This is a genomic window from Burkholderia sp. AU30198 (assembly GCF_020419825.1).
In the GTDB taxonomy this organism is placed as follows: domain Bacteria; phylum Pseudomonadota; class Gammaproteobacteria; order Burkholderiales; family Burkholderiaceae; genus Burkholderia.
Map to the genome: position 1 here is coordinate 892,665 of NZ_JAIZSA010000001.1, position 26,399 is coordinate 919,063.

The window sequence follows — 26,399 nt, forward strand, 5'->3', positions numbered from 1 at the left end:
CCCCGTCTCCCCCCTTTGCTACAATCATGACAAAACGTCTATAATTGGACAATCCATCGACCGGCACGCTGAAGCATGCGAACCCGAGCGCGCCTCGATTCCCCGGCCCTACCTGCCCGGAGCGACATGAGCGACTACCCCGTTTTCGACACGCTTTGCGATCTGCTGAACACGTCCGGCGCGCGCTTCCGCGTGCTGGAGCATCCGGCCGAAGGCAAATCCGACGCGATCGCCGCGCTGCGCGGCACACGCCCCGAACAGGGCGCGAAGGCGATGCTGTGCACGTTCAAGGATGGCGGCGACACCACCGCGCTCGCGGTGATTCCCGGCCACCTGAAGATCGATTTCCGCAAGGTTGCCGATGCGGTCGGCCGCCGCAAGGCAACACTCGCCTCACCCGACCTCGCGGCCACCGTCACGCGCTGCGTGATGGGCGCCGTGCCGCCGTTCGTGTTCGACCCCAGCGTGACGCTCGTCGTCGATCCCGCGCTGGTCGAACGCAATACGGAGATCGCATTCAATGCGGGCCGCCTCGACCGCTCCGTCGTGCTCGACGCGGCCGACTACGTCCGGATCGCGCAGCCGCTGCTCGCCGACATCACCCGGCCGGAAGCCACGGACGGCGCGTAACACGCCGGCTGCCCCGTACCCGAAGCGATCGCATCGATCCGAAACCTGAACGCGAAACCATCATGACCACCACCCGGAAAAAAGCGACGTCGGAACAGGCCTCGCTGATCGAACAGGTGCAGCGCATTGCCGAAGGGCTCGGCGCGATGTTCGCGCCGTTCACCGAGGTCGTGGTCCACGACCTGCGCACACCGAAGCACGCGATCCTCGCGATCCACAATAACCTGTCGGGGCGTGCAGTCGGCGATCCCGCGACCGAGCTCGGCCTCGCCCGCATCGCGGACGACGATTTCCCGCAAGTGCTCGCCAATTACCCGAACCGCTTCGCCGACGGCCGCACCGCGAAAAGCACGTCGATCGGCATCAAGGATTCGACCGGCCGCTATGTGGCCGCGCTGTGCCTGAATGCCGACGTCACGCTGTTCCGCGGCTTCCAGGGCATGCTGAACCAGTTCTGCAGCACGGACGGCGAAGCCATCGCCGAAACGCTCGACCCGGCCGGCGCGGACGCGATCCGGCAACGCATCGACGCATTCGCGATGCGTCTCGCCACGACGCCGCGCGAGCTGAAGACCGACCAGCGCCGCGAGCTGATGCAGACGCTGAAGGCCGACGGCTTTCTTGAAGTGCGTCGCGCGATGGAAATCGTGTCGCAGCATCTCGGCGTCTCGCGCGCGACCGTCTACAACGATGCGAAATGACGCAAGCGCGTGGCACGCGCGGCTTTCCTGCTGAACGATTTCAACGACCAACGGGCATCCCATGAACTCTCCGACTCTCCCCACGTACGACGACGTTGCCGCCGCGGCGGCCCGGCTCGAAGGCCATGCGCACCGCACGCCGGTGATGACGTCGCGGACGATCGATGAAGCGCTCGGCGCGCAAGTGTTCTTCAAGTGCGAGAACCTGCAGCGCATGGGCGCATTCAAGTTCCGCGGCGCGTTCAACGCGCTGTCACGCTTCGACGCGGCGCAGCGCCGCAACGGCGTCGTCGCGTTCTCGTCCGGCAACCATGCGCAGGCGATCGCGCTGTCGGCGCGCATGCTCGGCATTCCCGCGACGATCGTGATGCCGCAGGATGCGCCGGCCGCGAAGATGGCCGCGACGCGCGGCTACGGCGGCAAGGTCGTGACCTACGACCGCTACACCGAGGATCGCGAACAGATCGGGCGCGATCTCGCGGCACAGCACGGGCTCACGCTGATCCCGCCCTACGATCACCCGGACGTGATCGCCGGCCAGGGCACGGCGGCCAAGGAACTGTTCGACGAAGTGGGCCCGCTCGACGCGGTATTCGCGCCGCTCGGCGGCGGCGGGCTGCTGTCGGGCACCGCGCTCGCCACGCGCGCGCTGTCGCCGCATGCGACGCTTTACGGTGTCGAACCGGAAGCCGGCAACGACGGCCAGCAATCGTTCCGTTCCGGCGCGATCGTGCATATCGACACGCCGCGCACGATCGCCGACGGCGCGCAAACGCAGCACCTCGGCAACCTCACGTTCCCGATCATCCGCCGCGACGTCGACGACATCCTGACCGCGACGGACGCGGAACTGGTCGACTGCATGCGCTTCTTCGCCACTCGTATGAAGATTGTGGTCGAGCCGACCGGCTGCCTGTCGTTCGCCGCGGTTCGACGGATGAAGGACGCGCTTAAAGGCAAGCGCGTGGGCGTGGTGATCAGCGGCGGCAACGTCGATCTCGAGAACTTCTGCGCGCTGGTGTCGGCACCGGCATGAACGTCGCGGCGCGCATGAATATTCCGTCATCCGCGCCGCCCGTAATCCTTCACGTCGCGTTAAGTTTCGCGCCCTAGACTGATTACGTTGTCCCTCAGTCAGTCGTGAAGGAGCCACCATGAAAACGCACGCGATCGTCGCCGCCGCCCTGGCGGCTGCTTCCCTGTCGGCGTTCGCTCAACCGGGCGTGACGTCATCCGGTTTTCCCGCCGCGTCGCCGCACGACGCCATCGCGCAGGCGACGCACCGCTCGCCCGGCGCATTGCCGCACGCCGGCTTCGTGCTCGCAAAGATCGATCAGAACAATACGCCCCCCGATCGCGGCGGCGACCCGAGCGGGCGCACGCACTCCGGTACGCACATGTGACGGCGCGCCGGGCGCTGTGCCGCGCCCGGCCCTCAGAACGCTGGCAGCGACGGATCGCGTGAAGCAAGGATGTCGTCGGTGCGCCGTTGCAGCGCGCCGTCGATCGTCTCCGGTTGCGGAATCAGCCAGTAGCGCCCTTCACGGATGCCGTCGAACACCCGCTCGGCAAACGCGTCGGGCGTGAGCCCATGCGCGTTCAGCATCGAGCGCATCGTGTCGACGAAGCCGCGCACCTCGGGCCGGTCGTGCGCATCGCCGAACGGGTCGTTGAAGATGCTGCTGTGCACAGGGCCCGGCGCCAGCAACGACACGCCGACCGGCGCACCCAGCATCTTCAGTTCTCCATACAGCGATTCGGTCAGCGCGACCACCGCGAACTTCGTCGCCGAATAAGGCGACATCAGCGGGCTCGGCAGGAACCCGCCGACCGACGCGGTATTCACGACGCGCGCCGGCACGTTGCGTTCGAGCATCCGCGGTACGAAGCTGCGGATCCCGTTCAGCACGCCGTGCACGTTGATCGCGAAGCTGCGCTCGAAGCGTTCCGGCGTGATTTCCCAGCTGAAGCCGGTTGCCATCACGCCCGCGTTGTTGAACAGCAGGTCGACGCCGCCGAAGCGCTTCCAGGCGGCTTCCGCCAGCGCGTCGACGGCTTCCGGCCGGCTGACGTCGGTCGGCACGCAGAGCACGTCGGTGTCGAGCGTCGCCGCGAATGCTTCGAGCTTCGCCCGGTCGAGATCGGCCAGCACGACGCGCATGCCGAGCCCGGCTGCGTGGCGCGCGAGCCCGCTGCCGATGCCGCTGGCCGCGCCGGTGATCACGGCGGTGCCGACATCGAAGCGAATCGAATTCGTCATATCAATCAGTGTCCTGTCGGGTCGATGTGGGGATGTGCATACGCGGGAATCACCGGCGGCGGCAGCACCGTACGGCCGTCGAGCGAACGCACCGCGAGCTGCTGCGCGAGCGGGAAATGCAGGCTGTGCGTGACGAGGCCCGTGCGTTCGCGCGCCGGCAGGCTGCACAGCGCGAGCGCGGTTTCGGCGAGATACGCGACGTCCTCGGTCGGATAGCCTTCGGGGATGTAGCGCGCGGCGCCCGGCGTGCGGATCGCCGTGCTCGGCGCGACGAGATTCACCGCGATGCCATCGGCTTCGAGTTCGGCCGCGAGCCCCTGCGTGAAGCGCGACAGTGCCGCCTTCACTGCCGCATAGACGGTCGCGCCGCCCGCACGCGAGAAATCGTCGAACGGCCGCAGCGGCGGCAGCGCCGTCACCGAGCCGACGTTCACGATCCAGCCGGCGCCGCGTGCGCGCATCAGCGGGATCGCAGCCTGCGCCAGCGCGAACGGGATGCGCAGATAGTGTTCGATCGTCGTGTCGAACATCGTCATCGGCATCGCGTCGACGCAGGCATAGTCGGCCACGCCCGCGTTGTTGACGAGGATGTCGAGGCCGCCGGCCGCCTGCGCCGCACGCCCGACGAGCACATCGCGCTCGGCCGCGTTCGACAGGTCGGCCGCAAGCGCGATCGCGCGGCCGCCGGCCTGCTCGATCAACGCAACCGTTTCGGCGAGCGTACCGGCGGTCGTCGCCGATTGCGTGAGACTGCGCGCCGTCACGACGACGGTCGCGCCTTCGGATGCGAGGCGCTGCGCGATCGCGCGGCCAATGCCACGGCTGGCGCCCGTCACGAGCGCGCACTTGCCGGCCAGTGCGCCGGTTCGGGTATCGGTCATCGTTGTCTCCTGTGATGTGCGTGCGAGCCGCTCAGCGGGCGATATCCGCAACATGAAGCACCAGCTTCGTTCTCGCCTCGCCCGTTTGAACGAGATCGAGTGCGCGGGCCGCCTGTTCGAGCGGAAAACGGTCGAAACGCGGCACGCGCAGTGCGCGCTTGTCGAGTTGCTCCGCGATCCGGGCGAGCGTGCCGCCGCTCGGCATCCGGCTATAGGTCATCGCGGTGCGCAAGCCGCGCCGTGCGGCTTCGGCGGCCGTCGCGGCCAGCCGCTCCGCATCGCCGGCCGCGAGCGTCATGATGGTCACCAGCGTGCCGCCCGGTGCCAGCAGGTCGAGCGCATCGGGCAACGTGTCGCCGCCGACCGCGTCGAGCACGAGATCGACCCCGCCGGGCGCCCATGCGCGCAGCGCCGCGGCGATGTCGTGCGCGCGATAGTCGATGCTGGCCGCCGCGCCCAGCGATTCGACCGTCTCGCGGTTGCGCGCCGAGCACGTCGCCGCGACGCGCGCGCCGGCCTGCACCGCGAGCTGGATCGCGAACGTGCCGACCGCACCCGCGCCGCCGTGCACCAGCACCGTCTGGCCCGCCCGCAGCCCGCCGTCGTCGAACAGGCCGGCCCATGCGGCGAGTGCAGGCGTCGGCACCGTGGCGGCTTCCGCGAGGCTCACCGCGTCGGGCACGCGAACCACCGAGTCGTGACGCACCGCCACGCATTCCGCATACGCGCCCCAGCGCCCCGCGCCGACGTCGGTCTGCGCGAACACACGCATGCCGGGCGCGAAGCCGTCGACGCCGTCGCCGACCGCTTCGACCACGCCCGCCGCATCGAAGCCGATCACGAACGGAAACGTGTATTGCATGAATGCGCCAAGGTAGCCTTCGCGGCATTTCCAGTCGGCGGGATTGACGCCCGCGTAGGCCACGCGGATCAGCACGTCGCCGGGGCCCGGCGTCGGTGCCGGCACGTCGGCCATCCGCAAAACGTCGGAATGACCGACGCGGTCGATCAACAGGGCTCGCATTTTCATGTCTCCACTTCAGGGTTGTTGTCAGCTTGCTGTTTGCCGTGCGTCACGCCGCCGTCTCGGCCAGCAGGCTCGACGCGAGCGGACAGAACGCATGCGAGATCGCATCGACCGTCCAGTCGGGGCTTTCGGCATCGAACCGGCGATCGACCCAGCCCCAGTGATACGGATGCATCAGGTATTCGCCGAGCAGATCGCCGACATGCGCGAATTCCTGCTGCCACACGTGCGTCCATGCGCCGGGCGTCACGATCCGGCTCAGGCACCAGTTGCGGATGCCGGGCATGAACGCCGGCATCTGCAGCAGTTCGCGTTCGAGCGCGGCGATCTGCGCTGCGCTTGCCTGCGGCCGCACGCGCAGCATCAGCGTGCGCCACACGCCGTCGCGCAGCGACGGTTCGCGCAGGCCGCCGCCGATCGCGCGGCAACCGGCGCCGTCGATGCGATCGATGCCCGGCAGGTGCGCCAGCGCGGCGAAATCCGCCGTGCCGTCGGCCGCCGACGCGTCGCGCAGCACGTCGAGCGTGTAGTCGCCCGCGCCCCAGCTACCGTCCAGATTCCGCGCCAGCACCACGCGTTTCGCGCCCGCCAGTGCATGCGCGGCTTCGTGCAACGCGCGTTCGATGGCGCCGGCGTCGCGATCCGCCGACACGAATACCTGTGCCGTGTCATGCCGCATGGTCGACCTCCTGCAGCACGGGCAGCGGCGCGTCGGCGTCCGTCATCACGTGGCGGCGGCGCACGTCGCACAGCGCGTCGACGGCCATCCAGAAACCGACCACGTCGGCATCCGTCAGCGCACGCATCCGGTAGTAGGCCGGCGCGTCGGCCACCTGCCAGATCAGCCACAGCGTGCTCGGTTGCCCCGGCACCGCGACGGGCGGCGACACCCAACGGCCGGCCGCCGTGAGCCCGCGCGCCGCATGGCCCGGCAGGTAACGGTCGCGCAGCAGTGCAAGCACGTCGGGAATGCGCTCGGGTGCGAGCGTGATTTCGTCTACGATCTGGATCATTCGCGTGTCGTCCGTGGTCGTTCGTAACAGGGATGCGCGGCCGGCCTACGCCGTTCCGGCGAGGCCGAAGGGAGTCGGCGTGGATAGCATTCTTGCGTGGTGACGGTTCGCAGACCCCTACCGGCCCGCTCACCGGCCCCTGTCGCAACGATCAGATCGAGAAACTCATGAAACAGCGCGTCATACCGGCCCGCGGCCGTGTTTTGCCAGGCCTTGGCGCGCGGCTGCTGAGCGAACTCACCCGCAGCGGCGCGCCGCCGGCCGACCGCGACGCACAGCCGCCGCAACCGGCGACGACGCCGGGTGATTTCATCGCGCTGTACCGCGACGCGATCGAACGGCTCGAAGCGCAGGTCGCGCGCGGCGACGGCCACCCGCCGATGCGCAAGCGCGAAGTCGACCTGATGTGCCGCTGCCTGCTGAGCTGCGCGACGCTGGCCGACGCGATCCGCTGCGCGCGTGAATTCTGCGAGATGCTGACGCCGCGCGCCGGCGCGCTGTCGCTCGCCGTGCGCGACGGGCGCGCGACGTTCCGAATGGATTCGCTGCGCCGCACGCGCAGTCCGGCCGCGTGCCTCGTCGACCTGACGGGGCTGTTCTGCTATCTGCAGCTGTTCGGCTGGCTTATCGGGCAGCCGTTGCGGCCGACCGACGTGTGGCTCGGTCATCCGCGCCGCGACGACGCGATGCCGCTGCTCGGGCTGTTCAATGCGCCGGTCGAGGTTGGGCGCAAAACCTATGGCTTCGCCTTCGATGCGGCGCGGCTCGAATGCCGTGTGATCCGGCAGCCGGCCGAACTCGACGCATTTCTCGTCGATTTTCCGTTTCGTCTGATCGATGCGGCGCCAGCCGTCGTGTCGTGGGCGCAGCACGTGCGCGGTTTTCTCGATGCCGCGCTCGCGCATGAGCAGGCGTTGCCGGTGCTCGCCGAACTGGCCGCGTGGCTCGGCGTGAGCGAGGCGACGCTGCGGCGGCGGCTGGTGGCGGAAGGAAGCGGGTATCACGCGCTGCGCGAGCAGTGTCTCGCCGAGGCCGCGCAACGTTGGCTGCGCGAGTCGGACTGGCCGGTCGCGCGGATCGCCGCACATCTCGGGTTCGGCGGCGAGGAAGCGTTCCGCCGCGCGTTCGTCAGGTGGACGGGAATCGCGCCGAGCCGGTTCAGGCGCGCTTGCATGGCTGCCGATCCGCCCGTTTCGTCAGACATGAAACGCAGCACCGACGCATAAAAGAAAGGATGTCGAAAGTATTTGCTCGGTAATGACGTTTTTTCGCATCCCCGCGCGGCCGGACAATTGACGCGCCGGAGCGCACGCCATTACCCTTGCGCGCTGATGGTTCCCGGAGACGGGATCAAAAGGGAACGCAGGAGAGGCAGCGCCTCGAATCTGCGGCTGCCCCCGCAACTGTGAGCGGCGAATCCGTGCCACTGCATGCCACTGGGAAACCGGGAAGGCCGGCACGAATGACGACCCGCGAGCCAGGAGACCTGCCATCGACCCGAGGTCCAAGCAGCCGCACCGGGCGGGGTGTCCCGGCGCGCCAGGCACCGCCGTTGGCGGTCGCCCGTTGCATGGACGGCCCGACCTCAGGATCCGCCCGATGTCCACCGTTACCGTATCCGCTTCCGCGCCGGAAGCGTCGCGCCGGCACGCCGCCGGCCAGCACGGCCCGCCCGCACGCGCGCGCCGCTCCATCTCGATCGCGCCCGCCGGCATGCGCCGCGCCGATGCCCGCAGCAACGGCCCGCTCGGCTTGCTCCGCCCGGTCGCGCGATAACCCGATCACCGATAACAAGACCGGCGCTGCCCGCCGCCCGCTTACGATCGACGCATGCGCAGCCCGACAACAACGACAGCCTCATGAAGATTCGACACCTCCTCGCCACGTCCGCCGCGACCGCGCTCCTCTCGCCCCTCGTCCACGCCGCCGGCGACACCGCGGCGTCGCAACCGGCCGCGGCCGCCGAAGGCACCGACCTGCCGACGATCAACGTGACCGACACGCGGCGGCTGCCCGAGTCGTTCGACCAGCGCTATGCGACGACCCAGGTGCTCACGCGCACCGATCTCGACCGTCTGTCGCCGAGCGACCCGAGCATCACGCAAGCGCTCGCGACCCTGCCTGGCGTGACCGTCTCGCAGAACGGCGGCCCCGGTTCGTCCGCGTCGGTCAGCATCCGCGGCTCGTCGGCCAGCCAGGTCGCCGTGTTCATCGACGGCATCCGGATCGGCTCGTCGACCACCGGCATCGCGCCGTGGGCGGACCTGCCGACCGAAGCGTTCGAACGTGTCGAAGTGATTTCGGGGCCGGCCGCCGCGTCGTTCGGCGCCAATGCGATGGGTGGCGTCGTGCAGCTCTTCACGCGCCGCGCCGGCAACCAGCCGAACCAGACCACCGTGTCGTTCGGCGGCGGGTCGAACAAAACGTTCGACACGCAGCTGCGCACGTCGGGCACGGTGCCGTCGACCGGGCCGCTCGCCGCGCTCGGCGGGCTCACCTACTCGCTCGGCCTGCACTCGTACAACACGGCCGGCATCGACGCGACGCGGCCGGTATTCCCGTATCACGAGGCCGGCCGCAACCCGTACCACGCGCAGGATCTCGATGCGCGCCTCGGCTACGCACGCGACAACTGGTCGATCTCGACATTCGCGCTGTATCACCGGTCCGATCTGTCCTACGACAACAGCGGCTATGCAAACCGCCAGCTCGATCATCAACTGACGACCGGTATCGCGTTCCACCTCGACATCACGCCCGATACGCAGTTCGACCAGTCGTTCGGTTATTCGAACGATCGCGCGTTCATCTACGCGAGCGATCCGACCATCCCGACCGACCAGATCAATTCGCAGCGCATCAGCACGTCGACGTCGTTGACGCATCAGGAACGCGGATTCCATCTGTTCGGGCTGCCGCTGTCGGGCGAGACCAAGCTCGCGTACGACTTCACGCGTGAGCAGGCATTCCTGCCGGTCGATATTCCGAACGGCGTGCCGACGCGCAACGATTCCGCGTTCTCGCTGCATCAGTCGGCGACGCTCGGCAGCGTGACGATGTTCCTTGCGGGGCGTCATGAAATCATCGCCGGGCAGTCGGTGAATACGGGTAACGCCGCGCTGTCGTGGGCGATCACGCCGGTGTACACGGCGCGCGTGTCGTACGGCAATGCGTTCCGGCTGCCGTCGTTCAACGACCTGTATTACCCCGGCTACGGCAATCCGAATCTCAGCCCGGAACGCAACACGTCGGTCGAGGCTGCGGTCGATGCGAACACGTCGTACGGCACGTTCACGGCGGCGATCTACGACACGCGGGTCACCAACCTGATCGCGTACAACCCGGCAACGTTCTCGCCGATGAACATCGGTCGCGCGCATATTCGCGGGATCGACCTGTCGTACAAGGGAACGATCGGCCGCTCGACGCCGGTGAGCCTTGCGGTCGGGATCCTGAATCCGCAGGACGAGACCAACGACTCCTGGCTCAACCGCCGGCCGCGCCAGACGGTCAGCCTCAACATCGACCACACGTGGGACGAGCTGCATCTGCATGCGTTGAGCACGGGGGCGTCGCTGCTTTATGGCGGCACGACGTTCGACGATCCGGCGAACTCGACCTATCTGCCGTCGTATCTGACGGTGGGCCTGCGCGCGTCGTACCGGATCAATTCGCACCTGACCGTGTCGGCGACGGTGTCGAATCTGTTCGATCGGCAGTATATGACCGCGTATGGGTACAACACCCTTGGGCGGACGGCGTTCGGGAAGGTGAGTTATACGTTCTGATCGGGGATGGGAGGCCTTGGTGCGATGTGCGGCGAGGTCTCCCATCGGAAAGCTGTGTCCGGTGCCGGCGGATGTTTGACAGTGACGCGTGAAATGGCCGATCGTCGCCGCCGGGCAGCCGTTCACCAGACAATGCGACAAACGGCCAAATCAGCTCCACCGCCTAGGTGTGGCACATGCAGAGCTCGAACTCGTGTCCGTCGGGGCTGCACAGGACGATGCTTTTCATCGACTCGACTTTCAACCCGTCCACCACAACGGTGGCCCCGTTTTCTGTTGCCCGCTTCACGAATTCATGGAGCGCGTCTTCTTCGAACTCAAAGACGGGAACCGAGCCGCTGCCCTTGAACTCGTCGCCAAAGTCGTTTAGCAGAAGGCCCAGCCGGTTTGTGCCGAGCATGAATTCAGTCCACTTCCCGGTCCGCTTGACCGGTTCATATCCGAGAAGTCGTTGCCAAAAGGAGCTGGACCGCTCCATATCATTCACCTTCAAATAGACGGTTCGAAGCTTCATGACGTGTCCCCGAGATGGATACGCGCAAAAATGTATCAGACGCCAATATGATTGGCTTACAACTGCGTCCGCACCGGCTTCATCAAGTGGTTGGCGCTTGCCCACCACTCGCTCAAATCCCCGACATTCGCCAAGCGCAGCCACGCGATCCGCTTCGACCGAGAGCGTGTCATCCATTGGAGGCACGGCGCGCTCCCCACGCTCATCCCCGCTCGTGGGATTATGATGGCCCGATCGGCAGCCAAGGAGGCTGCCTGCCCGCGCTTCCCCGATGCCTGTTCCGTAACGCAACGCGCAATCCCGAGCGCAGCGACTGGAGTGAACCATGGATCAAGGCGGAGACTTCATCGTGCGCACCATGTCGGCCGACGAGATAGCCATGTCGGTCGAATGGGCGGCTGCAGAAGGCTGGAACCCCGGCCTGCACGATCCATCCTGTTTCAGGAACGCGGACCCGGCCGGGTTCTTCGTCGGCGTCTGGCGCGGCGAGCCGGTCGCGTGCCTCGCCGCTGTCGCCTACGACGAACGCTTTGGCTTCATCGGTCTCTACATCGTGAAACCCGGGTTCCGCGGCCAAGGCTTCGGCATGCGGATCTGGCAGCACGGCATGCGTTACCTCGGCGTCCGCAACATCGGGCTCGACGGTGTCTTGGCCCAGCAGGCGAACTACAGGAAGTCCGGGTTCGAGCTCGCGTACCGCAATATCCGCTACGAGGGGCGCGTGGACGGCATCGGTTGCGCGCACGTGGTGGCAGCGGCCGACGTGCCGTTCGAGCAGTTGCTCGCCTACGATCGCCAGTGCTTTCCCGCGGCGCGCGAGCGTTTCGTCTCCGCGTGGATCGCGCAGCCGGATGCGGTTGCGCTCGCGACACTCGACGCCGGCCGCGTCGCCGGATACGGTGTCGTGCGCCGCTGCCAGACCGGCTGCAAGATCGGCCCACTGTTCGCCGATGACGCGGGCGTTGCCACCGGTTTGCTTCGCGCGCTGGCGGCGCGCATGCCCGGCGAGATCATCGTGCTCGATGTGCCGGAAACGAACCCGGCGGCCGTCGCGCTGGCTGAGCGGCACGGCATGACGAGCGTCTTCGAAACCGCACGGATGTACACGAACGACGCACCGGCGATTGCGCTCGATCGCGTGTTCGGGGTCACGTCGTTCGAGCTGGGGTGATCGTCACGAAACTGAACCGCTCGAGCGTCAACCCATGAACGACAAACCACACAAGAACGACATCAGCATCGGCCCGGATCGCTGGATCGAATTCGGCGATCTGACGGGCGAGCAGGCGCAGGCGGTCGCGATCGATTCCTGTCTGGCAGCGATCATGCCGTTGATCGATGCACTGGAGACAGACTGCGTCGCCGAATGCTGCGGCATCGACGCGTTCGTTTTCTGGCCGGACGAGATCGCAGGTGCAGTGGGCACGCGGGATCGCGAAGCGCTGGCGCAACTCGCTGACGATCTGCTGTCGGTTCAGCGTTCGATCGACGCGTTGCCGTCCGACGTCGTCGTCAGCACACGAATGAACCAGTATTTTCGGAAAGCGGCCATGCTAGCGTTGCTCGCGCATCTCCGGACGACGGTCGACGCCATCCGGTCGCAACGCGATGCGCGCGATGCCTCGACCTAGACGATACCGCGCATGCCCGCGACGACCTGAATCACGCCGAATCCCGCGATGACCGCGGCCGACACGCGCGACAGCCCGTGCATGAACGCGAACGACATCTTCGTGCGCAGCGCGGCGGTCGTCCCGCTCAGGCACAGCCACCATGTTGCGGAACCGATGAACACGCCAGCGACCATCAGCGCCACGGCCGGCCACATCGCCTCTTCCCGCGCCCCCGACAAAGGGCCGAGCGCCGCGAAAATCCCGACGAACGACAGGATCGTCATCGGGTTCGACAGCGTCAGGCCGAACGTCGTCACGAAATCGCGCAGGACGGTCGCGCGCGGCAGGTCGCGCTGCGCCGTCGACGCGGCCGGCGCCTGGCGCGCAATGCTCCACGCCAGCCACACGAGGAACGCGCCGCCACCGATTTTCAACCCGACGGTCAACATCGGGAATGCCGTGACGACACCCGCGATGCCGAGCGCGCCGAGCAGGCCGTAGATCGCATCGGCGCAGGCGGCACCGACACCCGTCGCGAATCCCGCCTGAAAGCCGCGGCTCAGGCTGCGCTGGATGCACAGCATGCCGATCGGGCCGACCGGCACCGCGATCGACAGCCCCATCACGACGGATTTGATGAACAGCATCGCCTGCTCCTTGCGACATGTAATGTCTTGAACAGGCATCGTAGGGAAAGTCCGGTCATCGCTGAATGCAGTTTTTAAGGAAAAATGGCCACTCCACCTTAAAAATCCCGCCGCAATGGACGATCTGGACTGGAAGGTACTGGCGCTGTTGCAGGCCAACGGCCGCATCAGCTACACGGAGCTGGCGCGCCAGGTGCACCTGTCGGTGCCGGCGGTGACGGAACGCGTGAAGCGCCTCGAGGCGGCTGGCGTCGTCGAGGGCTACACGGCCCGTATCAATCCTGCCGCGGCCGGCTATCCGGTCAGCGCGCTGATCGGCATCACCGTACCGCAACCGGCGAAAGCAAAATTCCTCCGGTTACTGGAGACGATTCCCGAAGTCGTCGAATGCCATCACGTGACGGGCTCGGACTCGTACATGATGCGGCTTGCCGCGATCAGCATGACCCATCTCGAACAACTGATCGAACGCATCAACCTGTACGGCGAAACACGCACGTCGATCGTGATGTCGACGCCGCTGCCCGCACGCGGGTTGGCGCGGCCGCCGTCGCAGCGCGACGTCACGCGCGATTGACGCATCGGGAGGCGCCTGCTCGCTTTCAGCTCGATCATCCCGGCAAGCAGCTATCGTGCCACTGCGATCGGCATCCACGACGACTTCATCCAGCCGCCCGGCCGCCGCGTCCCGATGGCCTTCCGGGGCGCGACGCATGGCCTCCGGCTTCAACCTCACGGCAGCGATCAAGCCTTGCGCCCTCGGTAACGCGTGCGTAACGCGGCCCCTGCGTTACGTAGCATCGCGCGATGAAAGACGCGGCCCTGCCCCTATCGCCGTCATTCAAGCGCGTGCGGCGACGCTGTCGCCAACGCCAGCCCCTATGATTCATACTCGCCGCACCACTGGTGCCCCGATTCCCGGAAAGGACCGACGATGAACACCCCGCGTGAAGTGCTGAAAGCCGCCGACATCGCAGCGATGGAACCGGAACATTCGGTCCATCCGTTGAACGGCAATGCTGTCCGCCTGAAGCGGTCGCTTGGCGACGCGACCGGGCTGACACAACTCGGCTTCCATCTGATGACCTTGATGCCCGGACACGAATCCACCGAATACCACCGGCATCTCTACGCGGAGGAATGCGTCTATATCCTTTCGGGAACCGGCGAAGCAGTCGTCGATGGCCATACCTATGCGATCGGCCCGGGCGACTTCATGGGATTTCCGCGCGGCGGCACCGCGCACACGATGCTGAATACCGGCGATCTGCCGCTGGTCTATCTCGTGGCGGGCGACCGTCCGGAACACGACGTGTGCGACTATCCGAAGCTCGGCAAGCGGCTGTACAAGGCAGGCGCCAACAAGGTCTTCGTGGATCTCGACACGGCTCCTGCCTAACGCACGCATCGCTCGATGCAGGATCGGCCAAAGCCTGGCATCTCACACGACCAGCGACGCGACGATCGCACACCACAACGCACTTGCGCCGCACAGAAACACGCGCCGCGCGACGAACATCCGCGACTCGTCGTCGGGTGTCTTCATCGGCGACGTGGCGAGAAACGGCACGCTGACGAGGCACGCGAATCCGGCCAGCGCCGGCAGGATGACGACGTAGTCGCCGAACCGCCACGGCAGCGGCTCGTGCCAACCCCAGTAGCCGAGAAACAGCATGCCCATCGAAAACATCGTCGCAGCGGCCGAACTGAGCGCGACCACCGAACCCGTCGGAAATTGCATGGGAGCCTCCCCGCGCGCAGCGTGCGCGACGCCGGATCATTATCCCGGTACGGAAGGAAAAAGCACAACGCGTTCCGCTGGCGGCGCGCGGAAGCCGAGGCCGATGCCGCCGGCCTGCACGTCGACAGTCCACCGGATCCCGAACCTGTCGGGCGATTACGCCCGCGGAACGGGCGATCTGAACACGGTTCCGACGATTCCGGCGGCGCTTCGCCAATGATCGTTGACACGGATTGACAGCGAGCGGTTTCGTGTCCGGGCTCGACCGTCAACCCGGTTTCTTCGCGGCCTGCACGACGGAAATCCAGCCCACCACCGCCGCGGCGACCCAGCAGCAGGCGATCATCAGATCGAGATCCATCCAGCCTTCGAAATTCGCGCTGTTTTCGAAACTGCAGCGCTGATGGCCCCTGACCCACACGCAACCACTGATGAACTGCTGGATGTGCATGTAAACGCTGTAGACCGCAAATACCGACGCAATGACTGTGAGCCGCAAACGAACGTTCTTTTTCATGTGACGCGGATGCCGATGGGAAAGCCTGTGCCGATCTTACGGCAATGGCAACCTGCCCGGCAATCCGTCGCATCCTGGCCCGCCCGGATACCCGCTCATCCGTCGACCCGCCTGATCGTCCTCAGGCAATCCGCTGCCAGTTGCTGATAGATCCGCGTGCCGTTCGCCTTCGCGTCGATCTCCGCGTCGCTCAGCCGCCGCACGACACGCCCCGGCATGCCCGCGAGCAGCACGCCGCGCGGCACGTCGTAGCCCGCCTTCACGAACGCGCACGCGGCAACGATCGTCGTCGCGCCGATCGTCGCACCGTCCATCACGACCGCGTTCATCCCGATCATCGTGTCGGGTTCGAGCGTCGCGCCATGCACGATCGCGCCGTGGCCGATGTGGCTGTTGACGCCGAGCCGGCACGTCTCGCCGATCCCGACGTGCAACACGCAGCCGTCCTGCACGTTGCTGCCGTCTTCGACGACGATCGCGCCGAAGTCGCCGCGCAGGCTCGCATGCGGGCCGATGTAGCAGCGCGCGCCGATCGTCACGTCGCCGATCACGACCGCGCTCGGATCGACATACGCGGACGGATCGACGCGCGGCCGCATCCCGTTGAATTCGAACAGCGGCATCGGTCAGAGCGCCGCGACCGCTTCCGGCACGAGCGTAAACAGGTCGCCCACCACACCGTAGTCGGCCACGCTGAAGATCGGCGCCTCCGGATCCTTGTTGATCGCGACGATCACCTTCGAATCCTTCATGCCGGCCAAGTGCTGAATCGCCCCCGAGATGCCGACCGCGACGTACAGCTGCGGGGCGACGATCTTGCCGGTCTGGCCGACCTGGTAGTCGTTCGGCACGTAGCCCGCGTCGACCGCCGCGCGCGATGCGCCCAGTGCGGCATGCAGCTTGTCGGCCAGCGGCTCCAGCACCTTCGTATAGTTCTCGCCGCTGCCCAGCCCACGGCCGCCCGACACGACGATGCTCGCGCTCGTGAGTTCCGGACGATCCAGCTTCGTTACTTCACGGCTCACGAACTGCGACTTGCCCGCATCGGCCGCCGCTTCGATCCTCTCGACCGCCGCGCTACCGCCTTCCGCTGCCACCGGATCGAAACCCGTCGCACGCACCGTGATCACCTTGACCGGATCGCTCGACTGTACCGTTGCGATCGCGTTGCCCGCGTAGATCGGGCGCTCGAACGTATCGGTCGACACAACGGCCGTGATCTCGGAGATCTGTGCGACATCCAGCTTCGCTGCGATGCGCGGCGCGATGTTCTTGCCGTAGGCCGTTGCCGGCGCAACGATGTGCGAGTAGCCGTTCGCGACGGTCATCACCGTCGCTTCGACGTTCTCGGCCAGACCGTCAGCCAGTTGGGGCGCATCGGCCAGCAGCACCTTCGACACACCTGCGATCTTCGCTGCTGCGTCGGCCACGCGTTGCGCAGTGTGGCCCGCGACGAGCACGTGAACGTCGCCGCCGCCAGCCCCATTGAGCGCCTGTGCGGCAGCGACGGCATTCAGCGTCGCGGCCTTGATCGACGCGTTGCAGTGTTCCGCAATCACCAGAATCGTCATTTCCTTGCGTTCCCTGTTACAGCACCTTGGCTTCGGTCTTCAGCTTCCCGACCAGCGTCTGCACGTCCGGCACCTTCACGCCGGCCGCGCGCTTCGGCGGCTCGTTCACCTCGAGCACCTTCAGACGCGGCGTCACATCCACGCCGAGGTCGTCGGGCTTCACGATCTCCAGCGGCTTCTTCTTCGCCTTCATGATGTTCGGCAGCGTCACGTAGCGCGGCTCGTTCAGGCGCAGGTCGGTGGTAATGACTGCGGGCAGTTGAAGCGACAGCGTTTCCGCACCGCCGTCGACTTCGCGTGCGATCGTGGCTTTACCGTCGGCCACCACCACCTTCGATGCGAACGTCGCCTGTGGCAAACCCGCCAACGCAGCCAGCATCTGCCCGGTCTGGTTCGAATCGTCGTCGATCGCCTGCTTGCCGAGGATCACCAGTTGCGGCTGCTCCTTGTCGACCAGTGCTTTCAGCACCTTCGCGACGCCGAGCGGCTCGACGCCTTCATTCGATTCGACGAGGATCGCGCGATCCGCACCAATCGCGAGCGCCGTGCGCAGCGTTTCCTGCGCCTGCGCAACGCCGACCGACACGGCAATCACTTCGGTCACCACGCCGGCCTCCTTCAACCGCACGGCTTCTTCCACCGCGATCTCGTCGAACGGGTTCATCGACATCTTCACGTTCGCGATGTCGACGCCCGTCCGGTCGGACTTCACGCCGACCTTCACGTTCGCATCGACCACGCGTTTTACTGCCACGAGCGCTTTCAACTGCCTGTCTCCTGTTCCGTTGCGTGCGCCGCGTCGCGTCAGCGCGCGGTAAACCCGCCGTCGATCACGAGCTCCGCGCCCGTCACGTAGCGGCCTGCCGGCGACACGAGATACAGGATCCCGGCTGCAATGTCGCGCGGGCTGCCGATCTTCGCCATCGGCACGTTCGTCTGCATGTACTCGAACGCACGATCGGGGTCCTGCCCCATCTGGCGGAACGCTTCCTCGAGCATCGGCGTGCGGATATAGCCGGGATGCACCGAATTCGCACGGATGTTCTTCGCCGCATACAGCATCGCGTCGACCTTCGCCATCATCCGTACCGCGGCCTTCGACGCGTGATACGCGGGCACGTCCGGCCCGCCTACGATCCCGTACATCGACGACAGGTTCACGATCGAACCGCCGCCGGCCGCATCGATATGCGGAATCGCCGCACGCGTGCACAGGAACACGCCGTTGACGTTCACGTCCTGCACGCGCTGCCATTGCGCGAGCGTGAGCTCGTGCGTCGGCACGTTGTGGCCTTCGATGCCCGCGTTGTTCACGAGCACGTCGAGGCGCCCGAAGCGCGCGACGATCTCGCCGAACACGCGCGCCACGTCGGCCTCGTGCGTCACGTCGAGCGACCAGAACGCAGCCTGGCCGCCCTGCGCGCGGATTTCCTCGACCAGCGCTTCCGCCGGTTGCGACAGCACGTCGAGAATCGCGACGCTCGCGCCGGCGGCAGCCAGCGTGCGTGCGGTCTCCGCGCCGATGCCGCGCGCGCCGCCGGTGATCGCGGCCACCTTGCCGCGCAGGTCGAACAGGTCTTCGATGAGTTTCATGTCGTCTCCAGGTATTTGTTCAGACAGGCCGCCTGCATCGAGGCCGGCCTTCAAGGGCATCCGGCGTTATCGCGTATTCCGCGTCGCAAGAAAATCGAGGCATTCCCGATTGAAATAGTCGGCGTGTTCCACCATCACCCAGTGGCCGCACCGGTTCATCAGCACGAAGCGCGCATCGCGGCAGTGTTCGAGGAACTTCAACGCGCCGCCGACCGGATTGAAGCGGTCGTCCGTGCCCCAGAAACCGAGCACCGGGGTACGCAGGTCGCCGAGCGCGCCGGTCAGGTTCGGTACGCTCATCGTCGACAGCACTTCGGTCGGCTGCTCGACGCACACCTTCATCCGCTCGGCGACGAGCGCGTCGGTGACGATCGCCGGGTCGTGCACGAGCAGCGTCAGCAATTCGCGCATCGTGTCGTCATTCATCTGACGATGGGTGAACAGCTTCACCATCCGCTGGATGCCTTCCATCCGGAAATAGGTGTCGCGATCCTCGACGCCGCCCGGCGCCATCATGATCAGCCCGTCGACTTCGTCCGGATAGTCGAGTGCGTACTTGAGCGCAATCGCGCCACCGAGCGAGTTGCCGAGCAGCACGGCCGGCCCGATCCCGAGCGCGGTCAGCTGCGCATGCAGCGCGCCGACGAAGAAATCGAGCGTATAGGCGACGTCGGACGGCTTCGACGACTGCCCGTAGCCGGGCAGGTCGACGACGATCGCGCGATAGCCGGCCGCCGCGAACGCGGGCACGTTGTGCTTGAAGTTGCTGAAACCGCTGGCGCCCGGGCCGCTGCCGTGGATGAACACCACGGGCCGGCCTTCGCCCGCCTCGTAGTGGTGCAGGCGCAGGCCGCCCGGCACGTCGGTGAAGATGCCGGCCGGCGGCGTCGTGGGGATCGTCATCGCGGGTTGTCTCCTTCGTCGTTCGATGGATGCCTGCCACGATGATTGCGCCGCCGGCGCCGGCCGGCATCATCCTTTCAGACTACGAAGCCGCGCGCGCTTCTTCCTATCATCGGCCCACCGAAACGGAGGCAACGATGAACGGATTCGACTACAGCGGCAAGACGGTGCTCGTGACGGGCGGCACCAAGGGCATCGGGCGGCGCATCGCCGAACGGTTTCTCGCGGCGGGGGCGCGCGTGTTCGTCTGCGGACGCAGCGCGCCCGACACGCCGCCATCCGCCGGCGGCCGCACGGCGGCATTCATCGCGGCCGACCTGCGCGACATCGAACAGGTCGACGCGATGCTCGCGACGATCCGCGATGCGGCGGGCGGCCTCGACGTGCTCGTCAACAACGCGGGCGGCTCGCCGTTCGCGCTCGCGGCCGATGCATCGCCGCGCTTCACCGAATCGATCGTGCGGCTGAACCTGATCGCACCGCTGCAACTCGCGCAGCGCGTGAACGCGATCATGCAGCCGCAGCTTGCAGGCGGCGTGATGCTGTTCATCGCGAGCGTCAGCGCATCGCGGCCCTCGCCCGGCACGGCCGCGTATGGCGCCGCGAAAGCGGGCCTCGTCAACGCTGTCACGTCGCTCGCCGTCGAGTGGGCGCCGCGCGTGCGCGTGTGCGCGATCAGCCCGAGCCTCGTGCAGACAGAATCGGCTACCGAAGGCCACTACGGCGATAACGATGCGCTCGACGCGATCCGCGCGACGATTCCCGCCGGACGGCTCGCGACCCCCGACGACGTCGCGTCCGCATGCCTGTTCCTCGCATCGCCCGACGCGTCGTACACATCGGGCGCGAACCTGCGGCTCGACGGCGGCGGCGAGCGGCCCGCGTTCCTGTCGGCCGCGCAGGCGGCCGCGCGCTGATACACGCAGGGCAATCGGTACGGCACGAATCGTTGCCAGTCCTAGGGAAGTCATCTAGTTCATTTTGACGATTCCCTGCTACCGCGATCTCCCTACTCTGCCTCTCACGACAACACACACAGTCGACCGTCGTCGATACCCCCAAGAGGAGACACCATGCATCAACGGATTTCGCGCCGTACCGACAAGCGGGCAACCGCCACGCTGTCGACGCTGGCCGCCGCGCTGCTGACGTGCGCCGTTCCCAGCGCGCACGCCGGCAGCACGATCGACCTTGGCGCCGACACGACGCTGGACTACACGTTCACGCTCAGCTACGGCCTCGGCATGCGCACCCGCGCACCGAGCGGCAATCTCCTCACGCCGGCGAACATCAACGGCGACGACGGCGACCGCAACTTCGCGAAGAACAAGCTGATCGAGAACCAGGTCAGCCTGCTCGGCGAAGTGAACCTGAAGCACGACGACTGGGGCGTGTTCGTCCGTGCGGATACGTTCTACGACCAGGCCTATCACCGCCCGAACTACAACGATGCGCCGGGCACCGTGAACCACTCGGGCCAGTACAACGACTTCACGAGCGACGCACGGTACTGGTCGGGCGGCCACACGACGCTGCTCGCCGCGTATGCGTACAACACGTTCCACATCGGCTCGACGAGCCTGAACGTGAAGGTCGGCGACCAGGTCGTCGCGTGGGGCGAAAGCCTGTTCTTCCCGAACATCGCGGGCGCACAGGGCCCGTCCGACGCGACCAAGTCATATATGGCCGGCGCCGAGGTGAAGGACATCCTGCTGCCCGTGCCGCAGATCTCGACGCAGTGGCAAATCACGCCGAGCTTCAGCCTGCTCGCGTACTACCAGTTCTCGTTCCAGCAGAACCGGCTGACCGCGCCCGGCACGTACTGGAGCTACTCCGACGTCACCGGCCCCGGTGCGCAGTACATCATCGGCCCGGGCGGGATGGTGATTCCGCGCGGCCCCGACGACAAGCCGAGCGCCCGCAACCAGTGGGGGATCGGCGCGCGCTTCCGCGTGCTCGGCGACACCGAGCTCGGCCTGTACCACCTGCACTACAACGACATGAACCCGAGCGTCGTCACGACGTACTTCCCGACGCTCCAGTACCAGCAGACCTATTTCAGCAACATCAAGCTGACCGGCGCGAGCTTCTCGACGCAGGTCGGCCCGGTGAACGTCGCGGGCGAAGTGTCGTACCGGCAAGGCGCGGCGGTGCTCGTCAACACGCCCACCGGCCCGCAGTCGACGCGCGCCAACGTGCTGCAGACCAACCTGTCCGGCATCTACTCGATCGGGCCGAGCTTCCTCGCGAACTCGCAGTCGCTGACCGGTGAACTCACGTACGTGCATGCGGGCAGCATCTCGGCGCTCGACGGCTCGACGACGCTCGCGAATTCGCGCAACGCGCTCGCGATGGAAGTCGCGTGGACGCTCAGCTACAAGAACGTGTTCAACGGCTGGGATCTCGACGTGCCGCTGACCTACGCACACGACCTGACGGGCACGTCGCCGCTGGCCGGCGCGCTCGGCTCGCTGACGGGCCAGGGCGACCACCGCGTGACCGCCGGCGTGACCTTCACGCGCCTGAGCAACCTGCAGCTGTCGCTCGTCTACGCGAAGTTCCTCGGTTCGCCGAACCCCGTCACGCGGCCGCTCGCCGATCGCGACTACGTGCTCGCCACGGCGACCTACCACTTCTGAGCGGCCCGGCCGCTCGTCACCCAGCAAGATGAGGATTGTCATGAAACGCATTCATCTCCCCCTCCTGCGCGCATCGGTGATGGCCGCGTGCGCGGTCGTCGCGACGGCGTCGTTCCCGAAGGTGTCCCCGGACGACCTGAAGGCGCTCGACGGCCCGCTGACGCCGATGGGCGCGGTACGCGCCGCCAGCAAGGACAGCAGCGTGCCCGAATGGTCGGGCAAGTGGCTCGGCACGCCACCCGACGTGCAGTACAAGCGCGGCGGCCGCTACCCCGATCCGTTCGCGAGCGACAAGCCGGTCGCGACGATCACCGCGGAGAACATGGCGCAATACGCCGAGCACCTGACCGACGGCCAGAAGGCCATGTTCAAGCGCTATCCGGCCACCTTCAAGATCGTCGTCTATCCGAGCCATCGCGATTTCCGCTATACGGATGCCGTCTACAAGGACATCCGCACCTACGCGCCCGACTCGACGATGACGTCCGACGCGAACGGGCTCTCCAACGCGCCGCCGCAGGTGCCGTACCCGATCCCGAAGAGCGCCACCGAGCTGCTGTGGAACCAGCGCATGTCGTCGGCGATCGGCACCGAACAGGCAACCTACGACCAGGCGGTCGTCTATTCCGACGGCAACATCGCCTGGGGCAAGGTGCGCTACGACATCTACTCGCCGCGCAACGTCGGCAAGTACGACGTGAAGAGCGACCTGAACAACCGCACCTATGCGCGCGTCGCCACCGACCTGCCGCTGTCCGACCGCGGCTCGCTGATCCTGTCGTTCACGAACTGGGACAAGGCCGGCGCGGACAACGCATCGCGCACGTGGATGTACAACCCCGGCACGCGACGCGTGCGGCAGGCGCCCGAATACGGCTACGACCAGCCGATGGGGCCGGGCGGCTTCCGCACCGTAGACGACGACCGTCTCTTCAACGGCTCGGGCGACCGCTACGACTGGAAGATTCTCGGCAAGCGCGAGATCTACGTGCCGTACGACAACTACAAGGCGATGGACACCTCGGTCAAGTACGGCGACCTGCTCGGCAAGGGCCACGAGAACCCGTCCTATATCCGCTACGAACTGCATCGCGTGTGGGTGCTGCAGGCGTCGCTGAAGAACGGCTATCGCCATCAGTATGCCAAGCGCGTGCTGTACCTCGACGAGGATTCGTGGATCACGCTGCTCGCCGACAACTATGATGCGCGCGGCCAGCTCTGGCGCACCAACGTTGCCACGACGCTCTACGCGTTCGATGCGAAGACGTTCTATCCGGGCGTCGTGTTCTACCACGACCTCGTCTCGGGCGCGTACATGGCCGACCGCCTGACGAACGAAGGGCCGATGCCGAAGCTCGACAACAGCCCGCAGTTCACCGAGGCGTACTTCTCGCCGGACGGGATCCGCAGCTCGGGCAACTGACGCACCACGCCCGCGCCGCACGCGCCGGAGCCCCGCTCCGGCGCACGACGCCGCCCGCGATGGCGGCCTGTTCCATTCAAGATTCGAGGGCCCTTTCATGTCTTCCCGCCTGCATACGACGCTCGGCGACGAGCTGTACGCCGCGTGGCACGCACGCGCGCCGGTTGCGCCGCTGTCGAGCCGCCCGCGCCGCCTGTCGCTCGACGACGCGTACCGCATCCAGCAGCGCTTCATCGAACGCCGCGTCGAACACGGCGAAGCGGTCGTCGGCAAGAAGATCGGCGTGACGAGCCAGGCCGTGCAGGACATGCTGAACGTGCGCCAGCCCGATTTCGGCATCCTGCTGTCCGGCATGCACTACGCGGCCGGCGAGGCGATCGCCGCCGATTCGCTGATCGCGCCGCGCGCCGAGGGCGAGATCGCGTTCATCCTCGCGCGCGACCTGCGCGGCCCCGGCATCGACCGCACCGACGTGATCGCCGCGACGGCCGCCGTCGCGCCCTGCTTCGAGATCGTCGATTCGCGCATCCGCGACTGGGCGATCCGCATCGAGGACACCGTCGCCGACAACGCGTCGTGCGGCGTGTACGTGCTCGGCGACGCGCGCGTCGATCCGCGCACGCTCGATCTCGCCGCGTGCGAGATGACGATCGACAAGAACGGCGAGCAAGTCGCGCAAGGGCGCGGCGATGCGGCGCTCGGCCACCCCGCCGACGCGGTCGCGTGGCTCGCGAACACGCTCGCCGCGTACGACGTGCCGCTGCTCGCCGGCGAGATCGTGTTGTCCGGCTCGCTGGCGAAACTGATTCCGGTCACGGCCGGCGATGCGCTGTCGATGCACATCTCCGGCATCGGCAGTTGCGACGTCCGCTTTATCTGAAGAAAAGGAATCCTGATGAAGAAAATCAAATGCGCATTGATCGGGCCCGGCAACATCGGCACCGACCTGCTTTACAAGCTGCGCCGCTCGCCGGTGCTCGAACCCGTGTGGATGGTCGGCGTCGACCCGGCGTCCGACGGCCTCGCGCGGGCGCGCGAGTTCGGCCTCAAGACCACCGACAAGGGTGTCGACGGGCTGCTGCCGCACGTGGCCGCCGACGACATCCGCATCGCGTTCGACGCGACGTCGGCGTACGTACACCGCGACAACTCCGACAAGCTCACCGCGCTCGGCGTGAAGATGATCGACCTGACACCTGCCGCGATCGGGCCGTATTGCGTGCCGCCGGTGAACCTCGACGCACATCTCGACAGTGCGCAGACGAACGTGAACATGGTGACCTGCGGCGGCCAGGCGACGATCCCGATGGTGTACGCGGTATCGCGCGTGCAGCCGGTGGCCTATGGCGAGATCGTCGCGACCGTGTCGTCGCGCTCGGTCGGCCCCGGCACGCGCAAGAACATCGACGAATTCACGCGCACGACGTCCGGCGCGATCGAACAGGTCGGCGGCGCGCGCAAGGGCAAGGCGATCATCGTGATCAACCCGGCCGAGCCGCCGCTGATCATGCGCGACACGATCCATTGCCTGACTGACGGCCCGCCCGACGTCGACGCGATCACCGCGTCCGTGCATGCGATGGTCAAGGAAGTGCAACGCTACGTGCCCGGCTACACGCTGAAGAATGGCCCGGTGTTCGACGGCAATCGCGTGTCGGTCTTCATGGAGGTCGAAGGGCTCGGCGATTACCTGCCGAAGTACGCGGGCAACCTCGACATCATGACCGCCGCCGCGGCCGCCACGGCCGAGCGTTTCGCCGAACAGATGCTGGCCGCGACGGCCGCCACCGCTTGAGTTGAGGAGCCACGCGATGTCACTTGCAGGCAAGAAGATCACCGTCCACGACATGTCGCTGCGCGACGGGATGCACCCGAAGCGCCACCAGATCACGCTCGACCAGATGCGCAACATCGCGCGCGGGCTCGACGCGGCCGGCGTGCCGCTGATCGAGGTCACGCACGGCGACGGGCTCGGCGGGGCGTCGGTCAACTACGGTTTCCCCGCGCATACCGACGAGGCGTACCTGAGCGCCGTGATTCCGGAGCTGAAGCAGGCGAAGGTGTCGGCGCTGCTGCTGCCGGGCATCGGCACCGTCGAGCATCTGCGCATGGCGCACGAACTGGGCGTCGGCACGATCCGCGTCGCGACGCACTGCACCGAGGCCGACGTGTCGGAACAGCACATCGGCCTCGCGCGTACGCTCGGGCTCGACACGGTCGGCTTTTTGATGATGGCGCACATGTCATCGCCGGCGCAGCTCGTCGTGCAGGCGAAGCTGATGGAATCGTATGGCGCGAACTGCATCTACATCACCGATTCGGCCGGCCACATGCTGCCCGACGACGTGACCGCGCGGATCGCCCAGGTGCGCGACGCGTTGAAGCCGGAGACCGAACTCGGCTTCCACGGCCATCACAACCTCGCGATGGGTGTCGCGAACTCGGTTGCGGCGGTCGCCGCCGGCGCGAACCGGATCGACGCGGCCGCGGCGGGCCTCGGCGCCGGTGCGGGCAACACGCCGATGGAAGTGTTCGTCGCGGTGTGCGACCGGATGGGGATCGAGACAGGGGTCGACGTGTTCGCGATCTCGGACGTTGCCGAGGATCTCGTGGTGCCGATCATGGATGCGCCGATCCGCCTCGATCGCGATGCGCTGACGCTCGGTTATGCAGGCGTCTACTCGTCGTTCCTGCTGTTCGCGAAGCGCGCGGAAGCGAAGTACGGGATTCCCGCACGCGACATCCTCGTCGAGCTGGGCCGGCAACGGCTCGTCGGCGGGCAGGAGGACATGATCGAGGATGCGGCGCTGACGATGGTGCGGGCGCGGGAGGTGGCGGCCTGAGTGGGCAAAATCGTACGAGGACGCATGACGGAACGGGGCGCGAGCCCCGTTTTGCATTTCATGGCATCGGCAGACAGCCGTCATTCCCCCTACAA

Annotated in this window: 31 protein-coding genes and 1 riboswitch; of the genes, 17 read left to right on the plus strand and 14 right to left on the minus strand. The window is 66.8% G+C overall.

What is annotated here, in order from left to right:
* The first annotated feature begins 126 nt into the window (after positions 1–126).
* From LGN19_RS03825 to LGN19_RS03840, 4 genes are all read left to right on the plus strand, one after another.
* Complete coding sequence (locus LGN19_RS03825; RefSeq protein ID WP_226213291.1) at positions 127–630, plus strand: YbaK/prolyl-tRNA synthetase associated domain-containing protein; 504 nt, start codon at positions 127–129, stop codon at positions 628–630.
* Positions 631–692: 62 nt separating this feature from the next.
* Positions 693–1,331: a transcriptional regulator gene (locus LGN19_RS03830; RefSeq protein WP_122947116.1), complete on the plus strand. Its 639-nt coding sequence runs from the start codon at positions 693–695 to the stop codon at positions 1,329–1,331.
* Positions 1,332–1,392: 61 nt separating this feature from the next.
* Positions 1,393–2,367 carry a threo-3-hydroxy-L-aspartate ammonia-lyase gene (locus LGN19_RS03835; RefSeq protein ID WP_226213292.1) on the plus strand — a complete coding sequence of 325 codons (975 nt, stop codon included), beginning with the start codon at positions 1,393–1,395 and terminating at the stop codon, positions 2,365–2,367.
* Positions 2,368–2,485: 118 nt separating this feature from the next.
* Positions 2,486–2,734, plus strand: a complete 249-nt coding sequence (locus LGN19_RS03840; protein ID WP_122947118.1) for a hypothetical protein — start codon at positions 2,486–2,488, stop codon at positions 2,732–2,734.
* Between the two features lie 32 nt (positions 2,735–2,766).
* Here the strand turns inward: LGN19_RS03840 and LGN19_RS03845 are convergent, their stop codons facing one another.
* The 5 genes from LGN19_RS03845 to LGN19_RS03865 are packed head-to-tail and all read right to left on the minus strand — an operon-like array spanning position 2,767 to position 6,512.
* Entirely contained in the window at positions 2,767–3,591 is an 825-nt protein-coding gene (locus LGN19_RS03845) for an SDR family NAD(P)-dependent oxidoreductase (RefSeq protein WP_226213293.1), read from the minus strand.
* A gap of 5 nt (positions 3,592–3,596) precedes the next feature.
* Positions 3,597–4,472, minus strand: a complete 876-nt coding sequence (locus LGN19_RS03850; RefSeq protein WP_226213294.1) for an SDR family NAD(P)-dependent oxidoreductase — start codon at positions 4,470–4,472, stop codon at positions 3,597–3,599.
* A gap of 31 nt (positions 4,473–4,503) precedes the next feature.
* Complete coding sequence (locus tag LGN19_RS03855) at positions 4,504–5,496, minus strand: NADP-dependent oxidoreductase (RefSeq protein WP_122947121.1); 993 nt, start codon at positions 5,494–5,496, stop codon at positions 4,504–4,506.
* A gap of 49 nt (positions 5,497–5,545) precedes the next feature.
* Entirely contained in the window at positions 5,546–6,178 is a 633-nt protein-coding gene (locus LGN19_RS03860) for a Dabb family protein (RefSeq protein WP_226213295.1), read from the minus strand.
* Positions 6,168–6,512, minus strand: a complete 345-nt coding sequence (locus LGN19_RS03865; RefSeq protein WP_226213296.1) for a hypothetical protein — start codon at positions 6,510–6,512, stop codon at positions 6,168–6,170. Before LGN19_RS03865 ends, LGN19_RS03860 begins: the two co-directional genes overlap by 11 nt.
* A 167-nt stretch (positions 6,513–6,679) precedes the next feature.
* Between LGN19_RS03865 and LGN19_RS03870 the strand changes: the two genes are divergently transcribed.
* The 3 genes from LGN19_RS03870 (at position 6,680) to LGN19_RS03880 (ending at position 10,300) form a co-directional block, all read left to right on the plus strand.
* Complete coding sequence (locus tag LGN19_RS03870; protein ID WP_226213297.1) at positions 6,680–7,738, plus strand: helix-turn-helix domain-containing protein; 1,059 nt, start codon at positions 6,680–6,682, stop codon at positions 7,736–7,738.
* A gap of 89 nt (positions 7,739–7,827) precedes the next feature.
* Positions 7,828–8,021, plus strand: a riboswitch (cobalamin riboswitch).
* A 90-nt stretch (positions 8,022–8,111) separates the two neighbouring features.
* Positions 8,112–8,288 (plus strand): hypothetical protein, encoded by a 177-nt coding sequence (locus tag LGN19_RS03875; protein ID WP_226213298.1) that lies wholly within the window; start codon positions 8,112–8,114, stop codon positions 8,286–8,288.
* Positions 8,289–8,371: 83 nt separating this feature from the next.
* Entirely contained in the window at positions 8,372–10,300 is a 1,929-nt protein-coding gene (locus LGN19_RS03880) for a TonB-dependent receptor domain-containing protein (protein WP_226213299.1), read from the plus strand.
* A gap of 163 nt (positions 10,301–10,463) precedes the next feature.
* Here the strand turns inward: LGN19_RS03880 and LGN19_RS03885 are convergent, their stop codons facing one another.
* Positions 10,464–10,991 carry a VOC family protein gene (locus LGN19_RS03885; RefSeq protein WP_226213300.1) on the minus strand — a complete coding sequence of 176 codons (528 nt, stop codon included), beginning with the start codon at positions 10,989–10,991 and terminating at the stop codon, positions 10,464–10,466.
* Positions 10,992–11,139: 148 nt separating this feature from the next.
* Between LGN19_RS03885 and LGN19_RS03890 the strand changes: the two genes are divergently transcribed.
* Both LGN19_RS03890 and LGN19_RS03895 read left to right on the plus strand, forming a co-directional pair.
* Positions 11,140–11,985 (plus strand): GNAT family N-acetyltransferase, encoded by an 846-nt coding sequence (locus tag LGN19_RS03890; RefSeq protein ID WP_175219587.1) that lies wholly within the window; start codon positions 11,140–11,142, stop codon positions 11,983–11,985.
* Positions 11,939–12,445 (plus strand): DUF6331 family protein, encoded by a 507-nt coding sequence (locus LGN19_RS03895; RefSeq protein WP_226213301.1) that lies wholly within the window; start codon positions 11,939–11,941, stop codon positions 12,443–12,445. The genes LGN19_RS03890 and LGN19_RS03895 overlap by 47 nt, the downstream gene beginning before the upstream one ends.
* Here the strand turns inward: LGN19_RS03895 and LGN19_RS03900 are convergent.
* Positions 12,442–13,074: a LysE family translocator gene (locus LGN19_RS03900; RefSeq protein WP_226213302.1), complete on the minus strand. Its 633-nt coding sequence runs from the start codon at positions 13,072–13,074 to the stop codon at positions 12,442–12,444. The two genes, LGN19_RS03895 and LGN19_RS03900, sit on opposite strands and share 4 nt — an antisense overlap.
* 115 nt (positions 13,075–13,189) lie before the next feature.
* Here LGN19_RS03900 and LGN19_RS03905 point away from each other — a divergent pair, with 115 nt between their 5' ends.
* Complete coding sequence (locus LGN19_RS03905) at positions 13,190–13,651, plus strand: Lrp/AsnC family transcriptional regulator (RefSeq protein ID WP_122947130.1); 462 nt, start codon at positions 13,190–13,192, stop codon at positions 13,649–13,651.
* A 357-nt stretch (positions 13,652–14,008) separates the two neighbouring features.
* Positions 14,009–14,473 (plus strand): cupin domain-containing protein, encoded by a 465-nt coding sequence (locus tag LGN19_RS03910; protein WP_226213303.1) that lies wholly within the window; start codon positions 14,009–14,011, stop codon positions 14,471–14,473.
* A 42-nt stretch (positions 14,474–14,515) separates the two neighbouring features.
* On the opposite strand, the gene LGN19_RS03915 is transcribed toward LGN19_RS03910, so the two are convergent.
* The 7 genes from LGN19_RS03915 to LGN19_RS03945 all read right to left on the minus strand — a co-directional run bounded on the left by LGN19_RS03915 (position 14,516) and on the right by LGN19_RS03945 (position 19,399).
* Positions 14,516–14,815 (minus strand): hypothetical protein, encoded by a 300-nt coding sequence (locus tag LGN19_RS03915; RefSeq protein WP_043186617.1) that lies wholly within the window; start codon positions 14,813–14,815, stop codon positions 14,516–14,518.
* 268 nt (positions 14,816–15,083) lie between these two features.
* On the minus strand, positions 15,084–15,332 hold the full coding sequence (locus tag LGN19_RS03920; RefSeq protein ID WP_122947133.1) for a hypothetical protein: 249 nt from the start codon (positions 15,330–15,332) through the stop codon (positions 15,084–15,086).
* Between the two features lie 95 nt (positions 15,333–15,427).
* The gene (locus LGN19_RS03925; RefSeq protein WP_226213304.1) at positions 15,428–15,955 is read right to left on the minus strand and encodes a transferase hexapeptide repeat family protein; all 528 of its coding nucleotides are present in this window, start codon (positions 15,953–15,955) and stop codon (positions 15,428–15,430) included.
* A gap of 3 nt (positions 15,956–15,958) precedes the next feature.
* The gene (locus LGN19_RS03930; RefSeq protein WP_226213305.1) at positions 15,959–16,903 is read right to left on the minus strand and encodes an electron transfer flavoprotein subunit alpha/FixB family protein; all 945 of its coding nucleotides are present in this window, start codon (positions 16,901–16,903) and stop codon (positions 15,959–15,961) included.
* A 16-nt stretch (positions 16,904–16,919) separates the two neighbouring features.
* Positions 16,920–17,669, minus strand: a complete 750-nt coding sequence (locus LGN19_RS03935; protein ID WP_226213306.1) for an electron transfer flavoprotein subunit beta/FixA family protein — start codon at positions 17,667–17,669, stop codon at positions 16,920–16,922.
* Between the two features lie 38 nt (positions 17,670–17,707).
* Positions 17,708–18,496 (minus strand): SDR family NAD(P)-dependent oxidoreductase, encoded by a 789-nt coding sequence (locus tag LGN19_RS03940; protein ID WP_039350771.1) that lies wholly within the window; start codon positions 18,494–18,496, stop codon positions 17,708–17,710.
* 66 nt (positions 18,497–18,562) lie between these two features.
* Entirely contained in the window at positions 18,563–19,399 is an 837-nt protein-coding gene (locus LGN19_RS03945) for an alpha/beta fold hydrolase (protein WP_122947138.1), read from the minus strand.
* Between the two features lie 137 nt (positions 19,400–19,536).
* On the opposite strand from LGN19_RS03945, the gene LGN19_RS03950 reads away from it, so the two are divergent.
* The 6 genes from LGN19_RS03950 (at position 19,537) to dmpG (ending at position 26,304) form a co-directional block, all read left to right on the plus strand.
* Positions 19,537–20,316 (plus strand): SDR family oxidoreductase, encoded by a 780-nt coding sequence (locus LGN19_RS03950; RefSeq protein ID WP_226213307.1) that lies wholly within the window; start codon positions 19,537–19,539, stop codon positions 20,314–20,316.
* Positions 20,317–20,472: 156 nt separating this feature from the next.
* On the plus strand, positions 20,473–22,038 hold the full coding sequence (locus LGN19_RS03955) for a DUF1302 domain-containing protein (protein ID WP_122947139.1): 1,566 nt from the start codon (positions 20,473–20,475) through the stop codon (positions 22,036–22,038).
* Positions 22,039–22,078: 40 nt separating this feature from the next.
* The gene (locus tag LGN19_RS03960; protein WP_122947140.1) at positions 22,079–23,461 is read left to right on the plus strand and encodes a DUF1329 domain-containing protein; all 1,383 of its coding nucleotides are present in this window, start codon (positions 22,079–22,081) and stop codon (positions 23,459–23,461) included.
* A 97-nt stretch (positions 23,462–23,558) separates the two neighbouring features.
* The gene (gene dmpE / locus LGN19_RS03965; protein ID WP_122947141.1) at positions 23,559–24,341 is read left to right on the plus strand and encodes a 2-oxopent-4-enoate hydratase; all 783 of its coding nucleotides are present in this window, start codon (positions 23,559–23,561) and stop codon (positions 24,339–24,341) included.
* Positions 24,342–24,356: 15 nt separating this feature from the next.
* Positions 24,357–25,256 (plus strand): acetaldehyde dehydrogenase (acetylating), encoded by a 900-nt coding sequence (locus LGN19_RS03970; protein ID WP_122947142.1) that lies wholly within the window; start codon positions 24,357–24,359, stop codon positions 25,254–25,256.
* Between the two features lie 16 nt (positions 25,257–25,272).
* Positions 25,273–26,304, plus strand: coding sequence for a 4-hydroxy-2-oxovalerate aldolase (dmpG, locus tag LGN19_RS03975; protein ID WP_122947143.1), 1,032 nt, complete (start codon positions 25,273–25,275; stop codon positions 26,302–26,304).
* The last annotated feature ends 95 nt before the right edge of the window (positions 26,305–26,399 follow it).

Excerpts from the sequence above, each read along its gene's own strand:
- LGN19_RS03845 (WP_226213293.1), bottom strand. The coding sequence starts at position 3,591 with ATGACGAATTCGATTCGCTTCGATGTCGGCACCGCCGTGATCACCGGC.
- LGN19_RS03860 (WP_226213295.1), bottom strand. The coding sequence starts at position 6,178 with ATGCGGCATGACACGGCACAGGTATTCGTGTCGGCGGATCGCGACGCC.
- LGN19_RS03950 (WP_226213307.1), top strand. The coding sequence starts at position 19,537 with ATGAACGGATTCGACTACAGCGGCAAGACGGTGCTCGTGACGGGCGGC.
- LGN19_RS03905 (WP_122947130.1), top strand. The coding sequence starts at position 13,190 with ATGGACGATCTGGACTGGAAGGTACTGGCGCTGTTGCAGGCCAACGGC.
- LGN19_RS03890 (WP_175219587.1), top strand. The coding sequence starts at position 11,140 with ATGGATCAAGGCGGAGACTTCATCGTGCGCACCATGTCGGCCGACGAG.
- LGN19_RS03900 (WP_226213302.1), bottom strand. The coding sequence starts at position 13,074 with ATGCTGTTCATCAAATCCGTCGTGATGGGGCTGTCGATCGCGGTGCCG.
- LGN19_RS03940 (WP_039350771.1), bottom strand. The coding sequence starts at position 18,496 with ATGAAACTCATCGAAGACCTGTTCGACCTGCGCGGCAAGGTGGCCGCG.
- LGN19_RS03910 (WP_226213303.1), top strand. The coding sequence starts at position 14,009 with ATGAACACCCCGCGTGAAGTGCTGAAAGCCGCCGACATCGCAGCGATG.
- LGN19_RS03870 (WP_226213297.1), top strand. The coding sequence starts at position 6,680 with ATGAAACAGCGCGTCATACCGGCCCGCGGCCGTGTTTTGCCAGGCCTT.
- LGN19_RS03840 (WP_122947118.1), top strand. The coding sequence starts at position 2,486 with ATGAAAACGCACGCGATCGTCGCCGCCGCCCTGGCGGCTGCTTCCCTG.
- LGN19_RS03930 (WP_226213305.1), bottom strand. The coding sequence starts at position 16,903 with ATGACGATTCTGGTGATTGCGGAACACTGCAACGCGTCGATCAAGGCC.
- LGN19_RS03885 (WP_226213300.1), bottom strand. The coding sequence starts at position 10,991 with ATGGATGACACGCTCTCGGTCGAAGCGGATCGCGTGGCTGCGCTTGGC.
- LGN19_RS03830 (WP_122947116.1), top strand. The coding sequence starts at position 693 with ATGACCACCACCCGGAAAAAAGCGACGTCGGAACAGGCCTCGCTGATC.
- dmpG (WP_122947143.1), top strand. The coding sequence starts at position 25,273 with ATGTCACTTGCAGGCAAGAAGATCACCGTCCACGACATGTCGCTGCGC.
- LGN19_RS03835 (WP_226213292.1), top strand. The coding sequence starts at position 1,393 with ATGAACTCTCCGACTCTCCCCACGTACGACGACGTTGCCGCCGCGGCG.
- LGN19_RS03880 (WP_226213299.1), top strand. The coding sequence starts at position 8,372 with ATGAAGATTCGACACCTCCTCGCCACGTCCGCCGCGACCGCGCTCCTC.
- dmpE (WP_122947141.1), top strand. The coding sequence starts at position 23,559 with ATGTCTTCCCGCCTGCATACGACGCTCGGCGACGAGCTGTACGCCGCG.
- LGN19_RS03825 (WP_226213291.1), top strand. The coding sequence starts at position 127 with ATGAGCGACTACCCCGTTTTCGACACGCTTTGCGATCTGCTGAACACG.
- LGN19_RS03850 (WP_226213294.1), bottom strand. The coding sequence starts at position 4,472 with ATGACCGATACCCGAACCGGCGCACTGGCCGGCAAGTGCGCGCTCGTG.
- LGN19_RS03960 (WP_122947140.1), top strand. The coding sequence starts at position 22,079 with ATGAAACGCATTCATCTCCCCCTCCTGCGCGCATCGGTGATGGCCGCG.
- LGN19_RS03915 (WP_043186617.1), bottom strand. The coding sequence starts at position 14,815 with ATGCAATTTCCGACGGGTTCGGTGGTCGCGCTCAGTTCGGCCGCTGCG.
- LGN19_RS03865 (WP_226213296.1), bottom strand. The coding sequence starts at position 6,512 with ATGATCCAGATCGTAGACGAAATCACGCTCGCACCCGAGCGCATTCCC.
- LGN19_RS03920 (WP_122947133.1), bottom strand. The coding sequence starts at position 15,332 with ATGAAAAAGAACGTTCGTTTGCGGCTCACAGTCATTGCGTCGGTATTT.
- LGN19_RS03945 (WP_122947138.1), bottom strand. The coding sequence starts at position 19,399 with ATGACGATCCCCACGACGCCGCCGGCCGGCATCTTCACCGACGTGCCG.
- LGN19_RS03855 (WP_122947121.1), bottom strand. The coding sequence starts at position 5,496 with ATGCGAGCCCTGTTGATCGACCGCGTCGGTCATTCCGACGTTTTGCGG.
- LGN19_RS03955 (WP_122947139.1), top strand. The coding sequence starts at position 20,473 with ATGCATCAACGGATTTCGCGCCGTACCGACAAGCGGGCAACCGCCACG.
- LGN19_RS03970 (WP_122947142.1), top strand. The coding sequence starts at position 24,357 with ATGAAGAAAATCAAATGCGCATTGATCGGGCCCGGCAACATCGGCACC.
- LGN19_RS03875 (WP_226213298.1), top strand. The coding sequence starts at position 8,112 with ATGTCCACCGTTACCGTATCCGCTTCCGCGCCGGAAGCGTCGCGCCGG.
- LGN19_RS03925 (WP_226213304.1), bottom strand. The coding sequence starts at position 15,955 with ATGCCGCTGTTCGAATTCAACGGGATGCGGCCGCGCGTCGATCCGTCC.